This window comes from Pseudomonas baetica (genome assembly GCF_051216495.1).
GTDB classification, from domain to species: Bacteria; Pseudomonadota; Gammaproteobacteria; order Pseudomonadales; family Pseudomonadaceae; genus Aquipseudomonas; species Aquipseudomonas baetica_B.
On sequence record NZ_JBPKAM010000109.1, the window covers coordinates 1 to 20,062 of the forward strand.

Annotated in this window: 22 protein-coding genes; 21 read left to right on the forward strand and 1 reads right to left on the reverse strand. The window is 59.3% G+C overall.

The genetic code is table 11. The annotated features are described in order from the left end of the window. Window positions 1-142: 142 nt before the first annotated feature. On the reverse strand, window positions 143-961 hold the full coding sequence (gene suhB, locus ACSFE6_RS26520) for a type III secretion system regulator SuhB (protein WP_085724358.1): 819 nt from the start codon (window positions 959-961) through the stop codon (window positions 143-145). 146 nt (window positions 962-1,107) lie between these two features. On the opposite strand from suhB, the gene trmJ reads away from it, so the two are divergent. From trmJ to ACSFE6_RS26625, 21 genes are all read left to right on the forward strand, one after another. Beyond that, window positions 1,108-1,878: a tRNA (cytosine(32)/uridine(32)-2'-O)-methyltransferase TrmJ gene (gene trmJ, locus ACSFE6_RS26525; RefSeq protein ID WP_435430367.1), complete on the forward strand. Its 771-nt coding sequence runs from the start codon at window positions 1,108-1,110 to the stop codon at window positions 1,876-1,878. Between the two features lie 2 nt (window positions 1,879-1,880). Further along, window positions 1,881-2,657, forward strand: coding sequence for a serine O-acetyltransferase (cysE, locus tag ACSFE6_RS26530; protein WP_435430368.1), 777 nt, complete (start codon window positions 1,881-1,883; stop codon window positions 2,655-2,657). A gap of 183 nt (window positions 2,658-2,840) precedes the next feature. Next, a complete protein-coding gene (iscR, locus tag ACSFE6_RS26535; RefSeq protein ID WP_003227911.1) occupies window positions 2,841-3,332 on the forward strand; it encodes a Fe-S cluster assembly transcriptional regulator IscR in 492 nt (163 codons plus the stop codon). Between the two features lie 50 nt (window positions 3,333-3,382). Continuing rightward, entirely contained in the window at window positions 3,383-4,597 is a 1,215-nt protein-coding gene (locus tag ACSFE6_RS26540; protein WP_435430369.1) for an IscS subfamily cysteine desulfurase, read from the forward strand. Window positions 4,598-4,680: 83 nt separating this feature from the next. Next, on the forward strand, window positions 4,681-5,067 hold the full coding sequence (gene iscU, locus ACSFE6_RS26545) for a Fe-S cluster assembly scaffold IscU (protein ID WP_007974006.1): 387 nt from the start codon (window positions 4,681-4,683) through the stop codon (window positions 5,065-5,067). Window positions 5,068-5,101: 34 nt separating this feature from the next. Further along, a complete protein-coding gene (gene iscA / locus ACSFE6_RS26550; RefSeq protein ID WP_003227904.1) occupies window positions 5,102-5,425 on the forward strand; it encodes an iron-sulfur cluster assembly protein IscA in 324 nt (107 codons plus the stop codon). A gap of 8 nt (window positions 5,426-5,433) precedes the next feature. Continuing rightward, window positions 5,434-5,955, forward strand: coding sequence for a co-chaperone HscB (gene hscB / locus ACSFE6_RS26555; protein WP_435430370.1), 522 nt, complete (start codon window positions 5,434-5,436; stop codon window positions 5,953-5,955). A 51-nt stretch (window positions 5,956-6,006) separates the two neighbouring features. Beyond that, window positions 6,007-7,869, forward strand: coding sequence for a Fe-S protein assembly chaperone HscA (hscA, locus tag ACSFE6_RS26560; protein WP_435430371.1), 1,863 nt, complete (start codon window positions 6,007-6,009; stop codon window positions 7,867-7,869). A gap of 2 nt (window positions 7,870-7,871) precedes the next feature. Beyond that, complete coding sequence (fdx, locus tag ACSFE6_RS26565) at window positions 7,872-8,213, forward strand: ISC system 2Fe-2S type ferredoxin (RefSeq protein ID WP_085715824.1); 342 nt, start codon at window positions 7,872-7,874, stop codon at window positions 8,211-8,213. 14 nt (window positions 8,214-8,227) lie between these two features. Next, window positions 8,228-8,428: a Fe-S cluster assembly protein IscX gene (gene iscX / locus ACSFE6_RS26570; RefSeq protein WP_435430372.1), complete on the forward strand. Its 201-nt coding sequence runs from the start codon at window positions 8,228-8,230 to the stop codon at window positions 8,426-8,428. 88 nt (window positions 8,429-8,516) lie between these two features. Further along, window positions 8,517-8,942, forward strand: coding sequence for a nucleoside-diphosphate kinase (gene ndk, locus ACSFE6_RS26575; RefSeq protein WP_217833938.1), 426 nt, complete (start codon window positions 8,517-8,519; stop codon window positions 8,940-8,942). A 29-nt stretch (window positions 8,943-8,971) separates the two neighbouring features. After that, window positions 8,972-10,117, forward strand: coding sequence for a 23S rRNA (adenine(2503)-C(2))-methyltransferase RlmN (gene rlmN, locus ACSFE6_RS26580; RefSeq protein WP_435430373.1), 1,146 nt, complete (start codon window positions 8,972-8,974; stop codon window positions 10,115-10,117). 16 nt (window positions 10,118-10,133) lie between these two features. Further along, window positions 10,134-10,892: a type IV pilus biogenesis/stability protein PilW gene (gene pilW, locus ACSFE6_RS26585; RefSeq protein ID WP_435430374.1), complete on the forward strand. Its 759-nt coding sequence runs from the start codon at window positions 10,134-10,136 to the stop codon at window positions 10,890-10,892. Continuing rightward, a complete protein-coding gene (locus tag ACSFE6_RS26590; RefSeq protein WP_435430375.1) occupies window positions 10,892-11,947 on the forward strand; it encodes a RodZ domain-containing protein in 1,056 nt (351 codons plus the stop codon). The genes pilW and ACSFE6_RS26590 overlap by 1 nt, the downstream gene beginning before the upstream one ends. Window positions 11,948-11,950: 3 nt before the next feature. Next, on the forward strand, window positions 11,951-13,060 hold the full coding sequence (ispG, locus tag ACSFE6_RS26595; RefSeq protein WP_020795607.1) for a flavodoxin-dependent (E)-4-hydroxy-3-methylbut-2-enyl-diphosphate synthase: 1,110 nt from the start codon (window positions 11,951-11,953) through the stop codon (window positions 13,058-13,060). 22 nt (window positions 13,061-13,082) lie between these two features. Next, window positions 13,083-14,372 carry a histidine--tRNA ligase gene (hisS, locus tag ACSFE6_RS26600; protein ID WP_435430376.1) on the forward strand — a complete coding sequence of 430 codons (1,290 nt, stop codon included), beginning with the start codon at window positions 13,083-13,085 and terminating at the stop codon, window positions 14,370-14,372. Between the two features lie 42 nt (window positions 14,373-14,414). After that, on the forward strand, window positions 14,415-15,056 hold the full coding sequence (locus ACSFE6_RS26605; protein ID WP_435430377.1) for a YfgM family protein: 642 nt from the start codon (window positions 14,415-14,417) through the stop codon (window positions 15,054-15,056). Then, complete coding sequence (bamB, locus tag ACSFE6_RS26610) at window positions 15,049-16,200, forward strand: outer membrane protein assembly factor BamB (RefSeq protein ID WP_435430378.1); 1,152 nt, start codon at window positions 15,049-15,051, stop codon at window positions 16,198-16,200. Before ACSFE6_RS26605 ends, bamB begins: the two co-directional genes overlap by 8 nt. A 237-nt stretch (window positions 16,201-16,437) precedes the next feature. Next, window positions 16,438-17,910, forward strand: coding sequence for a ribosome biogenesis GTPase Der (der, locus tag ACSFE6_RS26615; protein WP_435430379.1), 1,473 nt, complete (start codon window positions 16,438-16,440; stop codon window positions 17,908-17,910). A gap of 144 nt (window positions 17,911-18,054) precedes the next feature. Further along, entirely contained in the window at window positions 18,055-19,203 is a 1,149-nt protein-coding gene (locus tag ACSFE6_RS26620; RefSeq protein ID WP_435430380.1) for a pyridoxal phosphate-dependent aminotransferase, read from the forward strand. Then, a complete protein-coding gene (locus tag ACSFE6_RS26625; protein WP_435430381.1) occupies window positions 19,191-19,982 on the forward strand; it encodes an amidohydrolase in 792 nt (263 codons plus the stop codon). The genes ACSFE6_RS26620 and ACSFE6_RS26625 overlap by 13 nt, the downstream gene beginning before the upstream one ends. Window positions 19,983-20,062 lie beyond the last annotated feature (80 nt).

Consider the following 20,062-nt stretch of genomic DNA (forward strand, 5'->3'; position numbering starts at 1 on the left):
GCCTGTCAGTCGCCTGTGATGTTGAATGTGAGGCAGTCTTCGCGAGCAGGCTCGCTCCCACAAGGGTTTGTAGGGTTTTGGGGGGCAAATTCCAGGCATAAAAAAAGCACCCCGAAAGGTGCTTTTCTCTGTCGCTGGAAGCTTAGCGCTTCAGCGAGGCCGGCAGGTGCGGCTGGATGGCCGTCAGGACTGCCTTGAAGCATTTGGTGTTGCCGGCTACGACGTGGCCTTTTTCGAGGAAGTCGTGACCGCCGGTGAAGTCGCTCACCAGGCCGCCTGCTTCCTGGATCAGCAGGGCGCCAGCTGCCATGTCCCACTCGGACAGGCCCGACTCCCAGAAGGCATCGAAACGACCGGCAGCCACGTAGGCCAGGTCCAGGCTTGCCGAACCGGCGCGGCGGATGCCGGCGGTCTGGCCGACCAGGGCGCGGAACATGCCCAGGTAGTTGTCGAGGTTGTCCATCTGATCGTCACGGAACGGGAAGCCGGTACCCAGCAGGGCGCCGTCCAGGCTGGTACGGCCGCTGACGCGCAGGCGACGGCCGTTCAGTTGTGCGCCGCGACCACGGCTGGCGGTGAATTCTTCCTGGCGAACCGGATCCAGAACAACAGCGTGTTCCAGGCGACCACGGTATTTGCAGGCGATGCTGACAGCGAAGTGAGGAATGCCGCGCAGGAAGTTGGTGGTGCCGTCCAGTGGGTCGATGATCCACAGGTATTCTTCGCCTTCGATCCCGGTGCCGGCGTGCAGACCGGTTTCTTCACCCATGATCGAGTGGTTCGGGTACGCCTTGCGCAGGGCGTCGATGATTTTCTGTTCGGCGGCGCGATCCACCTCGGATACGTAATCCTTGGCGTCTTTTTCGTCGACCTTGATGGTATCCAGGCGCTCGATGGAGCGGAAGATCAATTCACTGGCGGCGCGGGCGGCGCGCAGCGCGATATTCAGCATGGGCTGCATGGATGTGTCACCTAAGGTTGTTAAAGAAAGCCGGGCATTCTATCAGAAAGTTTCTACAGGAGAAGGACGACGTTCGCTTTCATGGCTTAACGGTACTTTGAGCTGTAAGATTCTGCTCCCCCTATATGTGTTCGAGAGCGCCTCCCTTGCTGCAAAACATTCGTGTCGTCCTGGTCAATACCAGCCATCCGGGCAATATCGGCGGGACTGCGCGCGCCATGAAAAACATGGGGCTGTCGCGCTTGGTGCTGGTCGAGCCGCGCTTGTTCCCGCATCACGAGGCCGATGCCCGAGCGTCCGGTGCTGGCGACATCCTTGAAAAAGCGCAAGTCGTCGCCACCTTGGAAGATGCCTTGGTCGGCTGCAACCTGGTGCTCGGTACCAGCGCCCGCGATCGTCGGATTCCCTGGCCGCTACTCGATCCCCGCGAATGCGGTACGAAAGTGGTCGAGGAAGCTGCACAGGGTGCCGAGATCGCGTTGGTATTCGGTCGTGAAGATTCCGGCCTGACCAATGACGAGCTGCAGCGATGTCATTATCACGTGCACATCCCATCAGACCCTGAGTTCAGCTCGCTGAACCTTGGGGCTGCGGTGCAGGTGTTGAGTTATGAAGTGCGCATGGCCTGGCTGGCGGCCGAAGGGCAGCCGAGCAAGGTCGAGAAGGAAGAAGTGGCGTCGGTCAAAAGCACTGAGCTGGCGACCATGGACGAGCTGGAGCGATTCTATGAGCACCTGGAGCAGACCCTGGTGGCCATTGAGTTCCTCGATCCGGAAAAACCACGGCACTTGATGGCGCGCCTGCGCCGGTTGTACGGACGCAGCTCGGTCAGCCGGGCGGAAATGAATATATTGCGTGGCATCCTCACGGAAACCCAAAAAGCGGCCCGTGGCGAGCTTCTGAAACGGAAGGATTAACGATGTTCGAGCGTTTGCGTGAAGATATCCAGAGCGTTTTCCACCGTGACCCGGCGGCGCGTAATGCATTTGAAGTCCTGACGTGCTACCCGGGCATGCATGCCATCTGGATCCATCGCTTGTCTTCGATGTTGTGGCGTGCGGACCTCAAATGGCTGGCACGGCTGGTGTCGAACTTCGGCCGCTGGTTGACCGGGATCGAGATCCATCCGGGCGCCAAGGTTGGCCGGCGCTTCTTTATCGACCATGGCATGGGCATTGTCATCGGCGAAACCGCCGAGATCGGCAACGACGTGACCCTGTATCAAGGCGTGACCCTGGGCGGTACCAGCTGGAACAAGGGCAAGCGTCACCCGACCCTTGAAGATGGTGTGGTGGTCGGCGCGGGCGCCAAGGTGCTGGGTCCGTTCACGGTCGGTGCCGGGGCCAAGGTTGGTTCCAATGCGGTGGTGACCAAGGCAGTGCCGGCCGGTGCGACAGTTGTCGGGATTCCCGGGCGGATCATCGTCAAATCCGATGATGAGCAGGATGCCAAGCGCAAGGCCATGGCCGAGAAGATCGGTTTCGATGCCTACGGCGTCAGCGAGGACATGCCGGACCCGGTGGCGCGGGCCATTGGGCAATTGCTCGATCACCTGCAGGCTGTCGATGGGCGTCTGGAGGGGATGTGCGGAGCGTTGAAGGATCTGGGTAGCAATTATTGTGCGAAAGATCTGCCTGAGTTGCGCGAGGAAGACTTCGCCTGCGTGAAGGGCAAGGACGAAAGCAAGGCCAGCTGATAGCCCGGTAGGTCGTAATCAGGCAATGGCACAGCGCTAAGCGGTGTGCCATTAAGCCGCAGACCCTGATATCATGCGCCCGCTCTTTGCGGGTAAACCTGACTAAAGTACTAGGTCTTATAGTTGACTTAAATACTCAGGAATTGCATACTCGCCCCATTCCGAACTCCGTGGTAATTGTCCATGCGACTGACTACAAAAGGCCGATACGCCGTGACCGCCATGCTCGATCTGGCGTTGCACGCGCAGCACGGGCCCGTGTCCCTGGCCGATATCTCCGAGCGCCAAGGCATCTCCCTGTCCTACCTCGAGCAGCTTTTCGCCAAGCTGCGCCGCAGCAATCTGGTGTCCAGCGTTCGCGGTCCAGGTGGCGGCTACCAGCTGTCGCGCGACATGCAGGGTATCCAGGTCGCCCAGGTGATCGATGCGGTGAACGAATCGGTCGATGCCACCAAGTGCCAGGGGCAGGGTGATTGTCATTCCGGTGACACCTGCCTGACGCACCACTTGTGGTGTGACCTGAGCCTGCAGATTCACGAATTTCTGAGCGGTATCAGCTTGGCTGACCTTGTCACTCGCCGTGAGGTGCAAGAAGTAGCCCAGCGTCAGGATCAACGCCGTTGCAACAGCAAGGCGCCACGCCTGGACAAGATTGAAGCGTCCGCCGTCGAATGACAGCCACAGAGCTAACGGCGCGCCAGCCAGCCTGATTTAGGAGATAGTCCATGAAATTGCCGATTTACCTTGATTACTCTGCGACGACCCCGGTTGATCCGCGTGTTGCGCAAAAAATGAGTGAATGCCTGCTGGTCGACGGAAACTTCGGTAACCCGGCGTCCCGTTCCCACGTATTTGGCTGGAAAGCTGAAGAGTCCGTCGAAAACGCCCGTCGTCAGGTGGCCGACCTGGTCAACGCCGACCCGCGTGAAATCGTCTGGACCTCCGGTGCCACCGAGTCCGACAACCTGGCAATCAAGGGTGCGGCACATTTCTATGCCACCAAAGGCAAACACCTGATCACCACCAAGATCGAGCACAAGGCTGTCCTGGACACCATGCGCCAACTGGAGCGTGAAGGTTTCGAAGTCACCTACATCGAGCCTCGTGAAGACGGCCTGGTGACCCCGGAGATGGTCGAAGCCGCCCTGCGCGACGACACCATCCTGGTTTCGATCATGCACGTGAACAACGAAATCGGCACCGTCAATGACATCGCCGCCATTGGCGAGTTGACCCGTTCCAAAGGCATCCTGTTCCACGTCGACGCTGCTCAGTCCACCGGCAAGGTCGAGATCGACCTGCAGAAACTGAAAGTCGACCTGATGTCGTTCTCGGCTCACAAAACCTACGGCCCTAAAGGCATCGGCGCCCTGTACGTCAGCCGCAAGCCGCGTGTTCGCATCGAAGCGACCATGCACGGTGGCGGTCACGAGCGTGGCATGCGTTCCGGTACCCTGGCGACCCACCAGATCGTCGGCATGGGCGAAGCCTTCCGCGTGGCCAAGGAAGACATGGCTGCCGAGAACGCTCGCATCAAGGCCCTGAGCGACCGTTTCTACAAGCAGGTCGAGCATCTGGAAGAGCTGTACGTCAACGGCAGCCTGACTGCCCGCGTACCGCACAACTTGAACCTGAGCTTCAACTACGTTGAAGGCGAGTCGTTGATCATGGCGCTTAAGGATCTGGCGGTTTCGTCCGGTTCGGCCTGCACCTCGGCATCTCTGGAGCCTTCGTACGTGCTGCGCGCCCTGGGCCGCAACGACGAACTGGCACACAGCTCGATCCGTTTCACCTTCGGCCGCTTCACCACCGAAGAAGAAATCGACTACGCCGCGCAGAAGGTTTGCGAGGCTGTTACCAAGCTGCGCGCTCTGTCGCCGCTGTGGGACATGTACAAAGACGGTGTCGACATTTCGAAAATCGAGTGGGCGGCACACTGATTTCAAGTCGCCGCGAACCAGCCCCGGGGACTCAGGTGCCGGGGCCCAAAGAGCGACTCTCTGATGAGTGAGGATTAAGCATCATGGCTTACAGCGAAAAGGTCATCGACCACTACGAAAACCCGCGCAACGTCGGCAAGATGGACGCGGAAGACCCTGATGTCGGCACCGGCATGGTCGGCGCTCCGGCTTGCGGCGACGTCATGCGTCTGCAGATCAAGGTCAACGACGCAGGCATCATCGAAGATGCCAAGTTCAAGACCTATGGCTGCGGTTCCGCCATCGCTTCCAGCTCCCTGGCCACCGAGTGGATGAAGGGCAAGACGCTGGACGAGGCAGAAACCATCAAGAACACTCAGCTGGCTGAAGAACTGGCCTTGCCGCCAGTGAAAATTCACTGCTCCGTGCTCGCTGAAGACGCCATCAAGGCGGCCGTTCGCGATTACAAGCAGAAGAAAGGCTTGATCTGACTTTCAGGATTTGGCGACGAGTAAGGAGTCACCGATGGCTATCAGCATGACAGAAGCGGCTGCTCGACACGTGCGACGCTCCCTCGACGGGCGCGGCAAAGGTGAGGGGATTCGCCTGGGTGTTCGCACCACAGGCTGTTCCGGTCTTGCCTACGTGCTGGAGTTTGTCGACGAGGTGGTTGCAGAGGATCAGGTGTTCGAAAGTCACGGCGAGAAAGTGATTATCGACCCGAAAAGCCTGGCCTACCTGGACGGCACCGAACTCGATTTCGTCAAGGAAGGGTTGAACGAAGGCTTCAAGTTCAACAACCCCAACGTGCGCGGTGAATGTGGCTGCGGCGAAAGCTTCAACATCTGAGGCTGCTCGTGGGTACTCCTTGTCATTTCGCTTTATTCGAGCTGCAACCGAGCTTCAATCTGGACCTCGATCAGCTGGCTTCGCGCTACCGTGAACTGGCGCGCAGCGTTCATCCGGACCGCTTTGCTGACGCCTCCGAGCGTGAGCAGCGGCTGGCGCTAGAGCAATCCGCGAGCCTCAACGAGGCCTACCAGACGCTCAAGAGCCCCCCCAAGCGCGCGCGCTACCTGCTCGCCTTGAATGGTGGCGAGCTGCCGCTGGAGGTCACGGTGCATGACCCGGAGTTTCTTCTGCAACAGATGGAGTTGCGCGAAGAACTCGAGGATCTGCAGGACAGCGCCGACTTGTCGGGCGTTGCCGCGTTCAAGCGCCGCCTGAAGGCTGCCCAGGATGAACTGAACCAAAGCTTCGCAGCTTGCTGGAACGATGCCGTGCAACGTGAACGGGCCGAACGCCTGATGCGGCGCATGCAGTTCCTCGACAAGCTCACCTACGAAGTGCGCCAGTTAGAAGAGCGCCTCGACGATTAACCCAGTGCCGCTCCGGTCGCACGCCTGATATACAGATAAGTCCTGATAACGATGGCCCTACTGCAGATCGCCGAACCCGGCCAAAGTCCTCAACCGCACCAGCGTCGCCTGGCTGTGGGGATCGACTTGGGCACTACCAATTCGCTGGTCGCTGCATTGCGCAGTGGTCTTTCCGAACCTCTGGCCGACGCAGAAGGGCGGGTCATCCTGCCGTCTGCCGTGCGCTACCACGCCGATCGCGTCGAGGTCGGCGAGTCGGCCAAGCTGGCTGCCGCTACCGATCCTTTGAACACCGTGCTGTCGGTCAAGCGCTTGATGGGTCGTGGTCTGTCCGACGTCAAGCAATTGGGCGAGCAACTGCCATACCGCTTTGTCGGCGGCGAATCGCACATGCCGTTCATCGACACGATCCAGGGTGCGAAAAGCCCGGTCGAAGTCTCGGCAGATATCCTCAAGGTCTTGCGTCAGCGCGCCGAAGCCACCCTTGGCGGTGAGTTGGTGGGGGCGGTGATCACCGTTCCGGCCTATTTCGACGATGCTCAGCGTCAAGCCACCAAGGATGCGGCCAAGCTGGCCGGCCTCAACGTACTGCGTTTGCTCAACGAGCCGACGGCAGCAGCGGTGGCTTATGGTCTGGATCAGCACGCCGAAGGTCTGGTAGCGATTTACGACTTGGGCGGCGGTACGTTCGATATTTCGATTCTGCGCCTGACCGGCGGTGTCTTCGAAGTACTGGCCACCGGCGGCGACAGCGCCCTGGGCGGCGATGACTTCGATCACGCGATCGCTGGTTGGATCATCGAGAGCGCTGGCCTGTCCGCCGACCTCGATCCGGGGGCTCAGCGCAATCTGCTGCAAACGGCTTGTGCGGCCAAGGAAGCGCTGACCAACGCCGCTTCTGTTGAGGTCGTTTATGGTGATTGGAAAGCCGAGCTGACCCGTGAAGCCTTCAATGCGCTGATCGAGCCAATGGTTGCCCGCAGCCTGAAAGCCTGTCGTCGCGCTGTTCGCGATTCCGGCATCGAGCTGGAAGATGTGCATGCGGTAGTCATGGTCGGTGGTTCGACCCGTGTTCCGCGTGTTCGCGAAGCCGTAGCCGAAGCTTTCGGACGTCAGCCGCTGACCGAAATCGACCCGGATCAAGTGGTGGCCATCGGGGCCGCGATCCAGGCCGATACCCTGGCCGGCAACAAGCGTGATGGCAGTGAGCTGCTGTTGCTTGACGTGATTCCGTTGTCCCTGGGGCTGGAAACCATGGGCGGCCTGATGGAGAAGGTGATTCCGCGCAACACCACCATTCCCGTCGCTCGCGCCCAGGACTTCACCACTTACAAAGATGGCCAATCGGCCATGGCGATCCATGTGTTGCAGGGTGAGCGCGAGCTGATCAGCGACTGCCGCTCCCTGGCACGCTTCGAATTGCGCGGCATTCCGGCGATGGTCGCCGGTGCGGCGAAGATTCGCGTGACTTTCCAGGTCGATGCCGATGGCCTGCTCAGTGTTTCCGCCCGTGAACTGGGGTCGGGCGTCGAAGCCAGCATCCAGGTCAAGCCGTCCTACGGCCTGACCGACGGCGAAATCGCCAAGATGCTCAAGGATTCGTTCCAGCATGCCAATGACGACAAGGTGGCTCGCGTGCTGCGTGAGCAGCAGGTCGACGCCCAGCGTCTGATCGAGGCGGTGCAGGCGGCCCTGGAGGCCGACGGCGAGCGCCTGCTTGATGCCGATGAGCGCATGGTTATCGAGCTGCAGGTGCAGGAACTGACCGAACTGATGAAAGGTACCGATGGTTATGCCATCGAGCAGCAGACCAAGCGTCTGTCGCAAGTGACCGACGCCTTTGCTGCCCGCCGCCTGGACTCGACGGTGAAAGCCGCGCTGGCGGGGCGCAACCTGAATGAGATTGAGGAATAACGATGCCGCAGGTCATTTTTCTGCCACACGAAAAGTTTTGCCCGGAAGGCATGGTCGTGGAGGCTGAGACCGGAACGTCCATCCTCGAATTGGCCCATGAACACCATATCGAGATGGAAAGTGCCTGTGGCGGCGTCTGCGCCTGCACCACCTGCCACTGCATCATTCGTGAGGGTTTCGACTCCCTGGAAGAGGCCGATGAGCTGGAAGAGGACTATCTTGACAAGGCTTGGGGGCTGGAAGCGCAGTCGCGCCTGGGCTGTCAGGCCAAAGTCGGGACTGAAGACCTGACTGTCGAAATTCCGAAATACTCGCTCAACCACGCAGCCGAAGCGCCGCACTGATTCAAGGAATTGTCATGAGTCTCAAGTGGACTGATGTGCTGGAAATCGCGATCCAGCTGGCTGAAACCAAGCCCGATGTAGACCCTATGTCGGTCAATTTCGTCGATCTGCGCACATGGGTGATGGAATTGCCCGAGTTCGACGACAAGCCTGAGCACTGTGGCGAAAAGATCCTGGAGGCCATTCAGGCCCACTGGATCGAAGAACGCGACTGAGCCACGCTGCAGGTTAGGCAATACCCAAGAACCCGCGTATAATTCGCGGGTTTAATTTTTCGCAAATTACCGTTTCTGGAGTTACACCATGGCTGTTCAACGTACTTTCTCCATCATCAAGCCTGACGCCGTTGCCAAAAACGTGATCGGCAAGATCACCACTCGCTTCGAAGAAGCTGGCCTGCGCGTTGTAGCTTCGAAACTGAAGCAACTGTCCAAAGCCGAAGCCGAAGGCTTCTACGCTGAGCACAGCGCTCGTGGTTTCTTCGGCGACCTGGTTGCCTTCATGACTTCCGGTCCGGTTGTCGTTCAGGTTCTGGAAGGCGAAAACGCTATCGCTCGCAACCGTGAGCTGATGGGCGCGACCAACCCTAAAGAAGCTGCTCCAGGCACCATCCGTGCTGACTTTGCTGAATCCATCGACGCCAACGCTGTACACGGTTCGGACTCCGAAGCCGCTGCCGCTCGCGAAATCGCATACTTCTTCGCAGCTACTGAAGTAACCACTCGCTAAGCATTGGCTTAAAGAGTGAAGGTGAATCCATGACGACATCGACTGTTAAAACCAACCTGCTGGGTCTCACCCAGCCGGAAATGGAAAAATTCTTCGACTCAATCGGGGAGAAGCGTTTCCGTGCCGGTCAGGTAATGAAATGGATTCACCACTTTGGCGTCGATGATTTCGACGCCATGACGAACGTCGGCAAGGCCTTGCGCGAGAAGCTCAAGGCTGTTGCTGAAATTCGCGGTCCGGAAGTGGTCAGCGAGGACATCTCCAGCGACGGCACCCGTAAATGGGTGGTGCGCGTGGCGTCCGGCAGCTGCGTCGAGACCGTGTACATTCCCCAGGGCAAACGCGGCACCTTGTGCGTTTCGTCCCAGGCAGGCTGTGCCCTGGATTGCAGTTTCTGCTCCACTGGCAAGCAAGGTTTCAATAGCAACCTCACCGCCGCCGAAGTCATCGGCCAGGTGTGGATTGCCAACAAATCCTTTGGCAGTGTCCCGGCGACCGTCGACCGTGCCATCACCAACGTGGTGATGATGGGCATGGGTGAGCCGCTGCTGAACTTCGACAACGTCATTGCCGCCATGCATCTGATGATGGATGACCTGGGCTACGGCATTTCCAAGCGCCGCGTGACCCTGTCCACTTCGGGTGTGGTGCCGATGATCGATGAGCTGGCCAAGCACATCGACGTCTCCCTGGCGTTGTCCCTGCACGCACCGAATGACGCATTGCGTAACCAATTGGTGCCGATCAACAAGAAGTATCCGCTTAAGATGCTGCTCGAGTCGTGCCAGCGCTACATGTCGTCCCTGGGCGAAAAGCGCGTACTGACCATCGAGTACACCTTGCTCAAGGATGTGAACGACAAGGTCGAGCACGCGGTCGAGATGATCGAGTTGCTCAAGAACATCCCGTGCAAGATCAATCTGATTCCTTTCAACCCGTTCCCGCACTCCGGGTACGAGCGGCCGAGCAACAATGCCATTCGTCGGTTCCAGGATCAGCTTCATCATGCCGGTTTCAACGTCACTGTCCGCACCACCCGTGGTGAAGACATCGACGCCGCCTGTGGTCAACTGGTAGGGCAGGTGCTGGATCGCACCCGTCGCAGCGAACGTTATATCGCCGTGCGCGAACTGAGCGCCGACAACGATATGGCGCAGAACGCCGCGACCAAGTAATCAAGAGAGGATCTCTATGTCCCTGCGCTTTGCGCTGCTTTTGTTATTGGCCAGCCTCTGTGCTGGCTGTGTTCTTTCGGGCGATTACAACCCGATGAAGACCAGCAAGGGCAGAGACGAAGCGCGTGAGGCATATGTGCAGCTGGGCATCGGTTATCTGCAGCAGGGAATGACCGAACGGGCAAAAGTGCCGTTGAAAAAAGCACTGGAACTGGATCCTGCCGATCCTGACGCCAACGCCGCGCTGGGGTTGGTGTTCCAGGCTGAGATGGAGCCGGAACTGGCAGATCAGTTTTTTCGCAAGGCGCTGTCTTCCCGTCCCGCCGACGCGCGAATCCTCAACAACTACGGCAGTTTTCTTTTCGAGCAAAAACGTTACAAGGAAGCCTACGAGCGCTTTGAACAGGCCGCCGCCGATACCCTGTATCCTGAGCGTTCGCGAGTGTTCGAGAACCTGGGCATGACCGCGTCGATGCTCGGTCAGCGCGAATTGGCCCAGCAGCAATTGGAAAAAGCCCTGCGTTTGAATCGCCAACAGCCACGTGCGTTGCTGGAAATGGCTGAGTTGTCTTACGAAGACAGGCATTATGTGCCCGCGCGTGATTACTACGATCGTTTTAGCCTGCTCGCCGAGCAAAATGCACGTAGTCTATTGCTCGGCGTTCGGCTGGCAAAAGTGTTTGAAGATCGCGACAAGGCCGCCAGTTTTGGCCTGCAATTAAAACGACTCTATCCCGGTACACCGGAATATCAGCAATACCTGTCGGAGCAATGATGAAAGCGGCGCATCCCGAAGTTGTAGCAGCGAATCGCGTTAACCCCGGTGAGACCTTGCGCCAGGCCCGCGAACACAATGGCTGGTCGCTGGCTGAAGTGGCTCTCAAGCTCAACCTTACCGTCAATTCCCTGAGCAATCTGGAAGCCGGCGAGTTCGACAAGCTGCCTGGGCACACCTTTGCTCGCGGCTATATTCGCGCCTATGCCAAATTGCTCGGCATGGACCAGGCCGTTCTGGTTCAACAATTCGACCAATCCACCGGTACTGACTCCCAGGGCAGCAGCGTGCATAGCCTGGGCCGTATCGAAGAGCCGGTCCGGGTTTCCCACACCATCTTGCGCATTGTCAGCCTGTTGTTGCTGGTTGCGGTAATTGGCGGTGGTTTTGTCTGGTGGCAGGATCAGACGTCGCTGCGCACCAAGGACCTGATCGGTCTGAGCCCAGAACACGTTGAAGTCGAAGGTGCCGATGGCACGACCCAGATTCATCCGTTGGACGAGCCGGAAGACCAGGCTGTCGTGGAAGGTCAGACAGAAAACGTAACTGCATTGGCATTGCCGCAAGCCGAGACTTCGGCTGAAGCACCGGCTGAAACTCAAGAGACTGCATCTGCTCCAGCGCCGGCCGCACCCGCGCCAACGCCTGCTGCACCGGCCCACGCGGCAGCGCCTGTAGCCACTGCCCCTGCGACCCCGGTCCCGGCTGCTCCAGCCGTACCTGCGCCGTCGGTGACCGCACCGGTTGCTCCAGTCGCTCCAGCACCCGCCGCCGCAGTTCCAGCACCAGCTCCGGCCGCCGCTCCTGTTGCCGGCCAGGGCCAGGTTCAACTGCAATTCACCGCCGATTGCTGGACGCAGGTGACCGACGGCAGCGGCAAGGTGCTGTTCAGTGGTCTCAAGCGTAAAGGCGATAGTCTTTCCGTCAGCGGCAAGCCGCCGTTTGCCGTACGCCTGGGCTTCGCCCGTGGCGCACAGGTCAGCTACAACGGCCAGGCGGTCGATGTTGCTCCGTTCACCAGTGGCGAGACTGCTCGCCTGAAGTTGGGTCAATAAGTCATGCACGGCGAATCTCCAATCAAACGTCGCGAGTCGCGCAAGATCTGGGTCGGTAATGTGCCTGTTGGCGGTGATGCGCCTATCGCTGTACAGAGCATGACCAACAGCGACACCAACGATGTCGCTGCCACGGTCGCGCAGATCAATCGTCTTGAAGCGGCTGGCGTCGATATCGTACGGGTGTCCGTTCCGGACATGGACGCCGCCGAGGCCTTCGGCAAGATCAAGCAACTGGTCAAGGTTCCATTGGTTGCCGACATCCATTTCGATTACCGCATCGCATTGCGCGTGGCCGAACTGGGTGTTGACTGCCTGCGGATCAACCCGGGCAATATCGGTCGCGAAGATCGCGTACGCGCCGTGGTCGATGCCGCCCGTGATCGCGGGATTCCGATTCGTATCGGCGTCAACGCCGGCTCCCTGGAAAAAGACCTGCAAAAGAAATACGGCGAGCCGACGCCGGCCGCGCTGGTCGAGTCGGCCCTGCGTCACGTCGAGCACCTCGAGCGTCTGAACTTCCAGGACTTCAAGGTCAGCGTGAAAGCCTCCGACGTGTTCATGGCCGTCGAAGCCTATCGCCTGCTGGCCAAGGAAATCGTCCAGCCGTTGCACCTGGGCATCACCGAAGCCGGTGGTTTGCGTTCAGGCACAGTGAAATCCGCCGTGGGCCTCGGTATGCTGCTCGCCGAGGGGATTGGCGATACCATTCGCATCTCGTTGGCGGCCGACCCGGTCGAGGAAGTGAAAGTCGGCTACGACATTCTCAAATCCCTGCACCTGCGTTCCCGTGGCATCAACTTCATCGCCTGCCCGAGCTGCTCGCGGCAGAACTTCGATGTGGTCAAGACCATGAACGAGCTGGAAGGGCGTCTCGAAGACCTGTTGGTGCCACTGGACGTCGCGGTCATCGGTTGCGTGGTCAACGGCCCTGGCGAAGCCAAGGAAGCCCATATCGGCTTGACCGGTGGTACGCCAAACCTGATTTACATCGACGGCAAGCCGTCGCAGAAACTGACGAATGACAATCTGGTGGATGAGCTTGAACGCTTGATCCGCGAGAAAGCGGCCGAAAAGGTCGAAGCTGACGCTGCCGTTATCGCGCGCGGCTGATCGGACGAATTAAGGAATTTTTGTGAGCAAGTCTCTGCAAGCCATTCGTGGCATGAACGACATCCTGCCCGAACAGACGCCGCTGTGGCGTCATTTCGAAGGCACCGTTTCGCGTCTGCTGGATAATTACGGTTATAAGCAGATCCGCATGCCGATCGTCGAGTTCACCGAGCTGTTCAAGCGCTCCATCGGTGAAGTGACCGACATCGTCGAAAAAGAGATGTACACCTTCGACGACCGCAACGGCGATTCCCTGACCCTGCGCCCTGAAGGCACCGCGGCCTGTGTTCGTGCCGTGCTCGAACACGGCATCACCGGCGGTGGCCAGGTGCAGAAGCTCTGGTACATCGGCCCGATGTTCCGCCACGAGCGTCCGCAGAAAGGCCGTTATCGCCAGTTCCACCAGATCGGTGTCGAGGTCTTCAATCTTGACGGTCCGGACATCGATGCCGAGCTGATCGTGCTGACCTGGCGCCTGTGGGGCGAGCTGGGTATCCGCGATGCAGTCAAGCTCGAACTCAACAGCCTGGGCACCAGCGAGTCCCGTGGTCGTTATCGCGAAGCGCTGGTCGAATTCCTGTCCAAGCATCTGGACAAACTGGACGAAGACAGCCAGCGCCGCCTGAAAACCAACCCGCTGCGGGTGCTGGACACCAAGAACGCCGATACCCAGGCGATTCTGGTCGATGCGCCGAAAATGGCCGACTACCTCGACGAAGAGTCCCGCGCGCACTTCGAGGGCCTCAAGGCTCGTCTGGACGCCGCCGGTATTCCTTACGTGATCAACCCAAAGCTGGTTCGCGGGCTGGATTACTACAGCAAGACCGTTTTCGAATGGGTCACCGACAAACTGGGCGCCCAGGGCACCGTGTGTGCCGGTGGTCGCTACGATGGCCTGGTCGAGCAGATGGGCGGCAAGCCGACTGCGGGCGTCGGTTTCGCCATGGGTATCGAGCGCCTGGTGCTGCTGCTGGAAACCCTGGAGCAGATTCCGGAAGAAATCTCCCGTCAGGTCGACGTCTACCTCTGTGCATTCGGTGAAGAAGCCGAGTTGGCCGGTCTGGCTTTGGCCGAGCGTGTGCGTGACCAGTTGCCTAACCTGCGCCTGCAAGTGAATGCCGGCGCCGGCAGTTTCAAAAGCCAGTTCAAGAAAGCCGACAAGAGTGGTGCGCTGTATGCACTGATCCTCGGTGACGACGAGATGGCCCAGCAAGTGGTAGGTTTCAAACCCCTGCGTGGCCAGGGCGAACAACAAAGCATTGCCTGGGATGCGCTTGCTGCACACCTGGCCACCTGCGTCGTGCAGGGTTGAAGCTGTCTTAAACAGCCGAATTAGCGATTAAGGAGTATTGGGGTGTCGAGTACCGAAGAGGAACAACTGGCGGATTTGAAGGAATGGTGGTCACGCAACGGTAAGCCCCTGGTCACTGGCGGCCTGTTGGCGCTGGTCATCGTGTTCGGCTGGCAGGCGTTCCAGAAGTATCAGAACAATCAGTCGCAAGGCGCGTCGGTGCTCTATCAGCAATTGCTGGAAACCACGCTGACGCCTGACGGCAAGCCGGATGCGGCCCGTGTTTCGGACCTGGCAGCCAAGCTCAACAGCGAATTCGGTGGCAGTGCCTATGCGCAGTACGGCAGCCTGTTCGTGGCGAAAGTCGCCGTCGACAGCGGCAAGCTGGATGACGCGGCCAACGAGTTGAAAGCCATTATCGCCAAACCGGCCAACCCGGCACTGGGTGAAATCGCCCGTCAGCGCCTGGCGCAGGTACTGGGCGCGCAGAACAAGGCCGATGAAGCCCTGAAACTGCTGGAAGGCGATGCCGACAAGGCCTTCCTGGCCACTCGCGAAGAACTCAAGGGCGACCTGCTGGTACAGCTGGGTCGTACCGATGAAGCGCACGCGGCCTATCAAAAAGCCAAGGCGGCACTGTCGGATGAAGCGGCGGTCGGTGGCCTACAAATCAAGCTGGACGACCTGGCCAAAGGGGATGCGTGACGTGATCCGTTGGAAACATGCAGCATTGCTGGCTCTGGCCATTCTGGCCGCGGGTTGCAGCAGCAACAGCAAGAAAGAACTGCCACCGGCCGAGTTGACCGATTTCAAGGAAGAAGTGGTTCTGCAAAAACAGTGGAGTCGTTCGATCGGTGACGGTCAGGGCGAAACCTACAACATGCTGGTCCCGGCGATTGATGGCAACACCATCTATGCGGCCGACGTGACGGGTGTGGTGATGGCGCTGGATCGCAACAACGGTGACGTCAAGTGGAAGAAAGATCTCGAACTGCCTGTTTCCGGTGCCGTTGGCGTCGGTTACGGTCTGCTGACGATTGGTACGATCAAGGGTGAAATCGTTGCCCTGGACGCCATCAACGGCGAAGAGAAATGGCGCGCTCGCGTGTCCAGCGAAGTCCTTGCACCACCGGCCAACAACGGTGATGTGGTGGTGGTTCAGACCCAGGATGACCGTCTGATCGGTCTGGATGCCGCGACCGGCAACCAGCGCTGGTTGTACGACAGTACCCCGGCGGTACTGACCCTGCGTGGCACCAGTGCACCGATCGTCACCAATCGCCTAGCGGTGGCTGGCTTGTCGACCGGTAAAGTGGTCGCTCTCAACATCTCCAACGGTGTGCCTGTGTGGGAGCAGCGTGTAGCGATCCCGCAGGGTCGTTCGGAGCTGGAGCGCGTGGTCGACATCGACGGCGGTCTGCTGTTGTCCGGCGAGACGATTTATGTCGCGAGCTATCAGGGTCGTGTTGCGGCACTGGACCTGCAAAGCGGCCGCCAGCTATGGCAGCGTGATGCTTCCAGCTATGCGGGTGTTGCTCAGGGCTTTGGCAGCGTCTACGTGAGCCTGTCTTCGGGCACCGTTGAAGGCGTCGACGAGCGTTCCACCACAGCTTTGTGGACTAACGACTCGCTGGCCCGCCGTCAACTGTCGGCGCCGGAAGTGTTCTCCAGCTACGTTGCAGTCGGTGACCTGGAAGGTTACCTGCACCTGCTGAGTCAGGTGGACGGTCGTTTCGTCGGCCGCGAACGCATCGACAGCGACGGCCTGCGTGCCCGTCCGCTGGTGGTGGGTGACACGATTTATGTGTATGGCAACAGCGGCAAACTGGAAGCCCTGACCATCAAGTAAAGGTTTGACTATGCTTGGGTAAAACCCCAAGCGGCTTCATCTGTAGGTATTAATGTGGGAGCGAGCCTGCTCGCGAAGGGCGTTAACGATTATGTTTGCGGCCTGAATGAACGCGGTGTCTTTGCGTTCTTCGCGAGCAGGCTCGCTCCCACAAAAAGCCACAGTGATTGCCCCGAGCACCAGCCGCTGCCTAGCAGCGGCTTTTGTATTTTCTGAAATAACGAAGTGGAGAGCCGCATGGTTCCCGTAATCGCCCTGGTGGGCCGACCGAACGTCGGCAAGTCCACCTTGTTCAACCGCCTGACCAGGACTCGCGACGCCATCGTCGGTGACCTGTCCGGTCTGACCCGTGATCGCCAGTACGGTGAGGCCAAGTGGCAAGGGCGTTCCTACATTCTGATCGACACCGGTGGTATCTCCGGTGACGAGCACGGTATGGACGAAAAAATGGCCGAGCAGTCGCTGCTGGCCATTGAAGAAGCGGACGTCGTTCTGTTCCTGGTAGATGCCAAGGCCGGTTTCACCGCCGCCGACCAGATGATCGGCGAGCATCTGCGCAAGCGTAACAAGCGTTCTTATGTTGTCGCCAACAAAGTCGACAACATCGATCCGGAATTGGCTCGCGCCGAATTCGCCCCGTTGGGCATGGGCCATGCGATCCCTATCGCCGGTGCCCACGGTCGCGGCATCACTCAGTTGCTGGAAGCCGCTTTGAGCGATTTCCCGCGCGATGATGACGAGCCGCAGGAAGGCGAAGAGGAAGAGATCGTTGCCGAAGGCGAGGAAGCGAAGCGCATTCCTGGCCCGAGCGAAAAGGACGGGATCAAGATCGCCATCATCGGACGCCCGAACGTCGGCAAGTCGACGCTGGTCAACCGCATGCTCGGTGAAGAGCGGGTGATCGTCTATGACCAACCCGGTACTACCCGCGACAGTATCTACATTCCGTTCGAGCGTAATGAAGAGAAGTACACGCTGATCGACACCGCCGGTGTGCGCAAGCGCGGCAAGATCCACGAAGAAGTCGAAAAATTCTCCGTGGTCAAAACCCTGCAGGCCATCAAGGACGCCAACGTGGTGATCTTCGTGATGGATGCACGCGAAGGCGTAGTGGACCACGATCTCAACCTGCTGGGCTTTGCCCTGGAATCTGGTCGTGCGTTGGTGATCGCACTCAACAAGTGGGACGGCATGACGCCGGGCGAGCGCGATTATGTGAAGACCGAACTGGAACGCCGGCTGTTCTTCGTCGATTTCGCCGACATTCACTTTATCTCGGCATTGCACGGCACTGGCGTGGGCAACCTCTACGCTTCGGTGCAGAATTCGTTCAAGTCGGCGGTCACCCGCTGGCCGACCAGCCGCCTGACGCAAATTCTTGAAGATGCCGTTAGTGAGCACCAGCCACCGATGGTCAATGGCCGCCGGATCAAACTGCGTTACGCTCACCTGGGTGGCGCGAACCCGCCGATCATCGTGATTCACGGTAACCAGATCGAGAAGGTGCCGAAGTCTTACGTCCGTTACCTGGAAAACACCTATCGCCGTGTCCTGAAGCTGGTCGGTACACCGATCCGCATCGAGTTCAAGGGCGGCGAAAACCCGTACGAAGGCAACAAGAACACGCTTACCGACCGGCAGGTCAACAAGAAGCGCCGCTTGATGTCGCACCACAAGAAGGCTGAGAAGAAGCGTCGCGATAAGCGTTAAAAGCAGCTTTGAGCCTCAAGCTGCAAGCTTCAAGTAAAAGCAAAAAGGGTCCCTTTCGGGCCCTTTTTTGTGTCTGGTGGTTTGACGCTTGACCACTTGCAGCTTGCAGCTTGAAACTTGGAGCTCACCTGCAAGGGGCTACCGATGATCACCAGTAAGCTGCCGAATGTCGGCATCACTATCTTCACTCAGATGTCTCAGCTCGCGGCTCAGACCGGCGCGCTCAATCTGTCCCAGGGTTTTCCTGATTTTGACGGCCCGCAAGCCCTTCGGGACGCGGTTGGTCGGCATATCGCCAGCGGCCACAATCAGTACTCGCCCATGACCGGCCTGCCGGCCCTGCGTCAGCAGATCGCGGCGAAGATCACCCGCAGCTATGGCGTCAACGTTGATGCCGATCATGAAGTGACCGTCACCCCCGGTGCGACCCAAGCGATTTTCTGCGCAATCCAGGCGGTTATCCACAGCGGTGACGAAGTCATCGTGTTTGATCCGGCCTATGACAGTTACGAACCTTCGGTTGAGCTGGCCGGTGGGCGTTGCGTGCATGTGCAACTGGCCGTGAATGATTTCAGCATCGATTTCCAGAAGCTCGCCGAAGCGCTGAGCCCGCGTACGCGGATGATCATCCTCAATACCCCGCACAACCCTAGCGGTGCGCTAATCAGCCGTGCCGAACTGGACCAGTTGGCAGCGTTGATCCGCGATCGCGATATCTACGTGATCAGCGACGAAGTCTACGAACACCTGGTCTATGACGGCGTGCCTCATGTCAGCGTATTGGCCCATGAAGAGCTGTATCAGCGTGCTTTCGTGGTCAGTTCATTTGGCAAGACGTATCACGTCACCGGATGGAAAACCGGTTATGTGGTCGCGCCACCAGCCCTGACGGCCGAGCTGCGCAAGGTGCACCAGTACGTCAGTTTTTGCGGTGTGACGCCGCTGCAATATGCCCTGGCCGATTACATGGCCGAGCACCCGGAACACGTTGAAGAGCTGCCGGGTTTTTATCAGGCCAAGCGCGATCTGTTCTGCGATCTGCTGGAGCCGTCGCGTTTCAGTTTCAAGCGTGTGGCGGGTACGTATTTCCAGTTGGTCGATTACTCGCAGATCCGCCCGGAGCTCAACGACGTCGAGATGGCGCTGTGGATGACCCGCGAACATGGCGTCGCCAGTATTCCGATCTCGGTGTTCTACCAGACACCGCCTGAAGGCCAGCGCCTGGTGCGGCTGTGTTTTGCCAAACGCGAGGAGACCCTGCGTGAAGCGGCGGAAAAACTATGCGTGATTTGAGCACCTTGCCGAAGTTGACCGTTGCCCTGATCCAGACTTCCCTGGCCTGGCACGACCGTCAGGCCAACCTCGAACATTTCGAGCCATTGCTGGAGCAGGCGCGTGGCGCCGATCTGATCATCCTGCCGGAGATGTTCACCACCGGTTTCTCCATGGAGTCCGAAACGCTCGCTGAAGCGGAAAACGGTCCTACGAGTAAGTGGCTGCGGGCTCAGGCGGCGAAGCTGGATGCGGTGGTCACCGGCAGTGTCATTATTCAGGCTGCCGATGGCAGCCATCGCAATCGTCTGTTGTGGGCGCGTCCGGATGGTGAAGTGTTGCACTACGACAAACGCCACCTGTTCCGCATGGCTGGCGAGCACAACCATTACACCCCGGGTGAGCGACAGGTGCAGTTCGAGCTCAAGGGCTGGCGGGTGCGACCGCTGATTTGCTACGACCTGCGCTTCCCGGTATGGAGTCGAGACGCCCAGGACACGGACCTGCTCCTGTACACCGCCAACTGGCCGGGAGCGCGACGCCAGCACTGGAACCGCTTGTTACCGGCACGGGCGATCGAAAACCTGTGTTATGTGGCGGCGGTGAACCGTGTTGGGACTGACGGGAAAGGTTTTGCTTATACCGGGGACAGCCAGGTGCTGGATTTCCAGGGTGAGACATTGCTCAGTGCGGGGGAGGCGGACGGGGTGTTCAAGGTGGTGCTGGATGCGGCGGAACTGGCGGCGTATCGCACGCGGTTTCCGGCAAATCTGGATGCTGACACTTTCGAATTCACTTGAGATTTTCGCTGCCTGAGCTGGCCTCTTCGCGAGCAGGCTCGCTCCCACATTTGGAATGCATTTCCCTGTGGGAGCGAGCC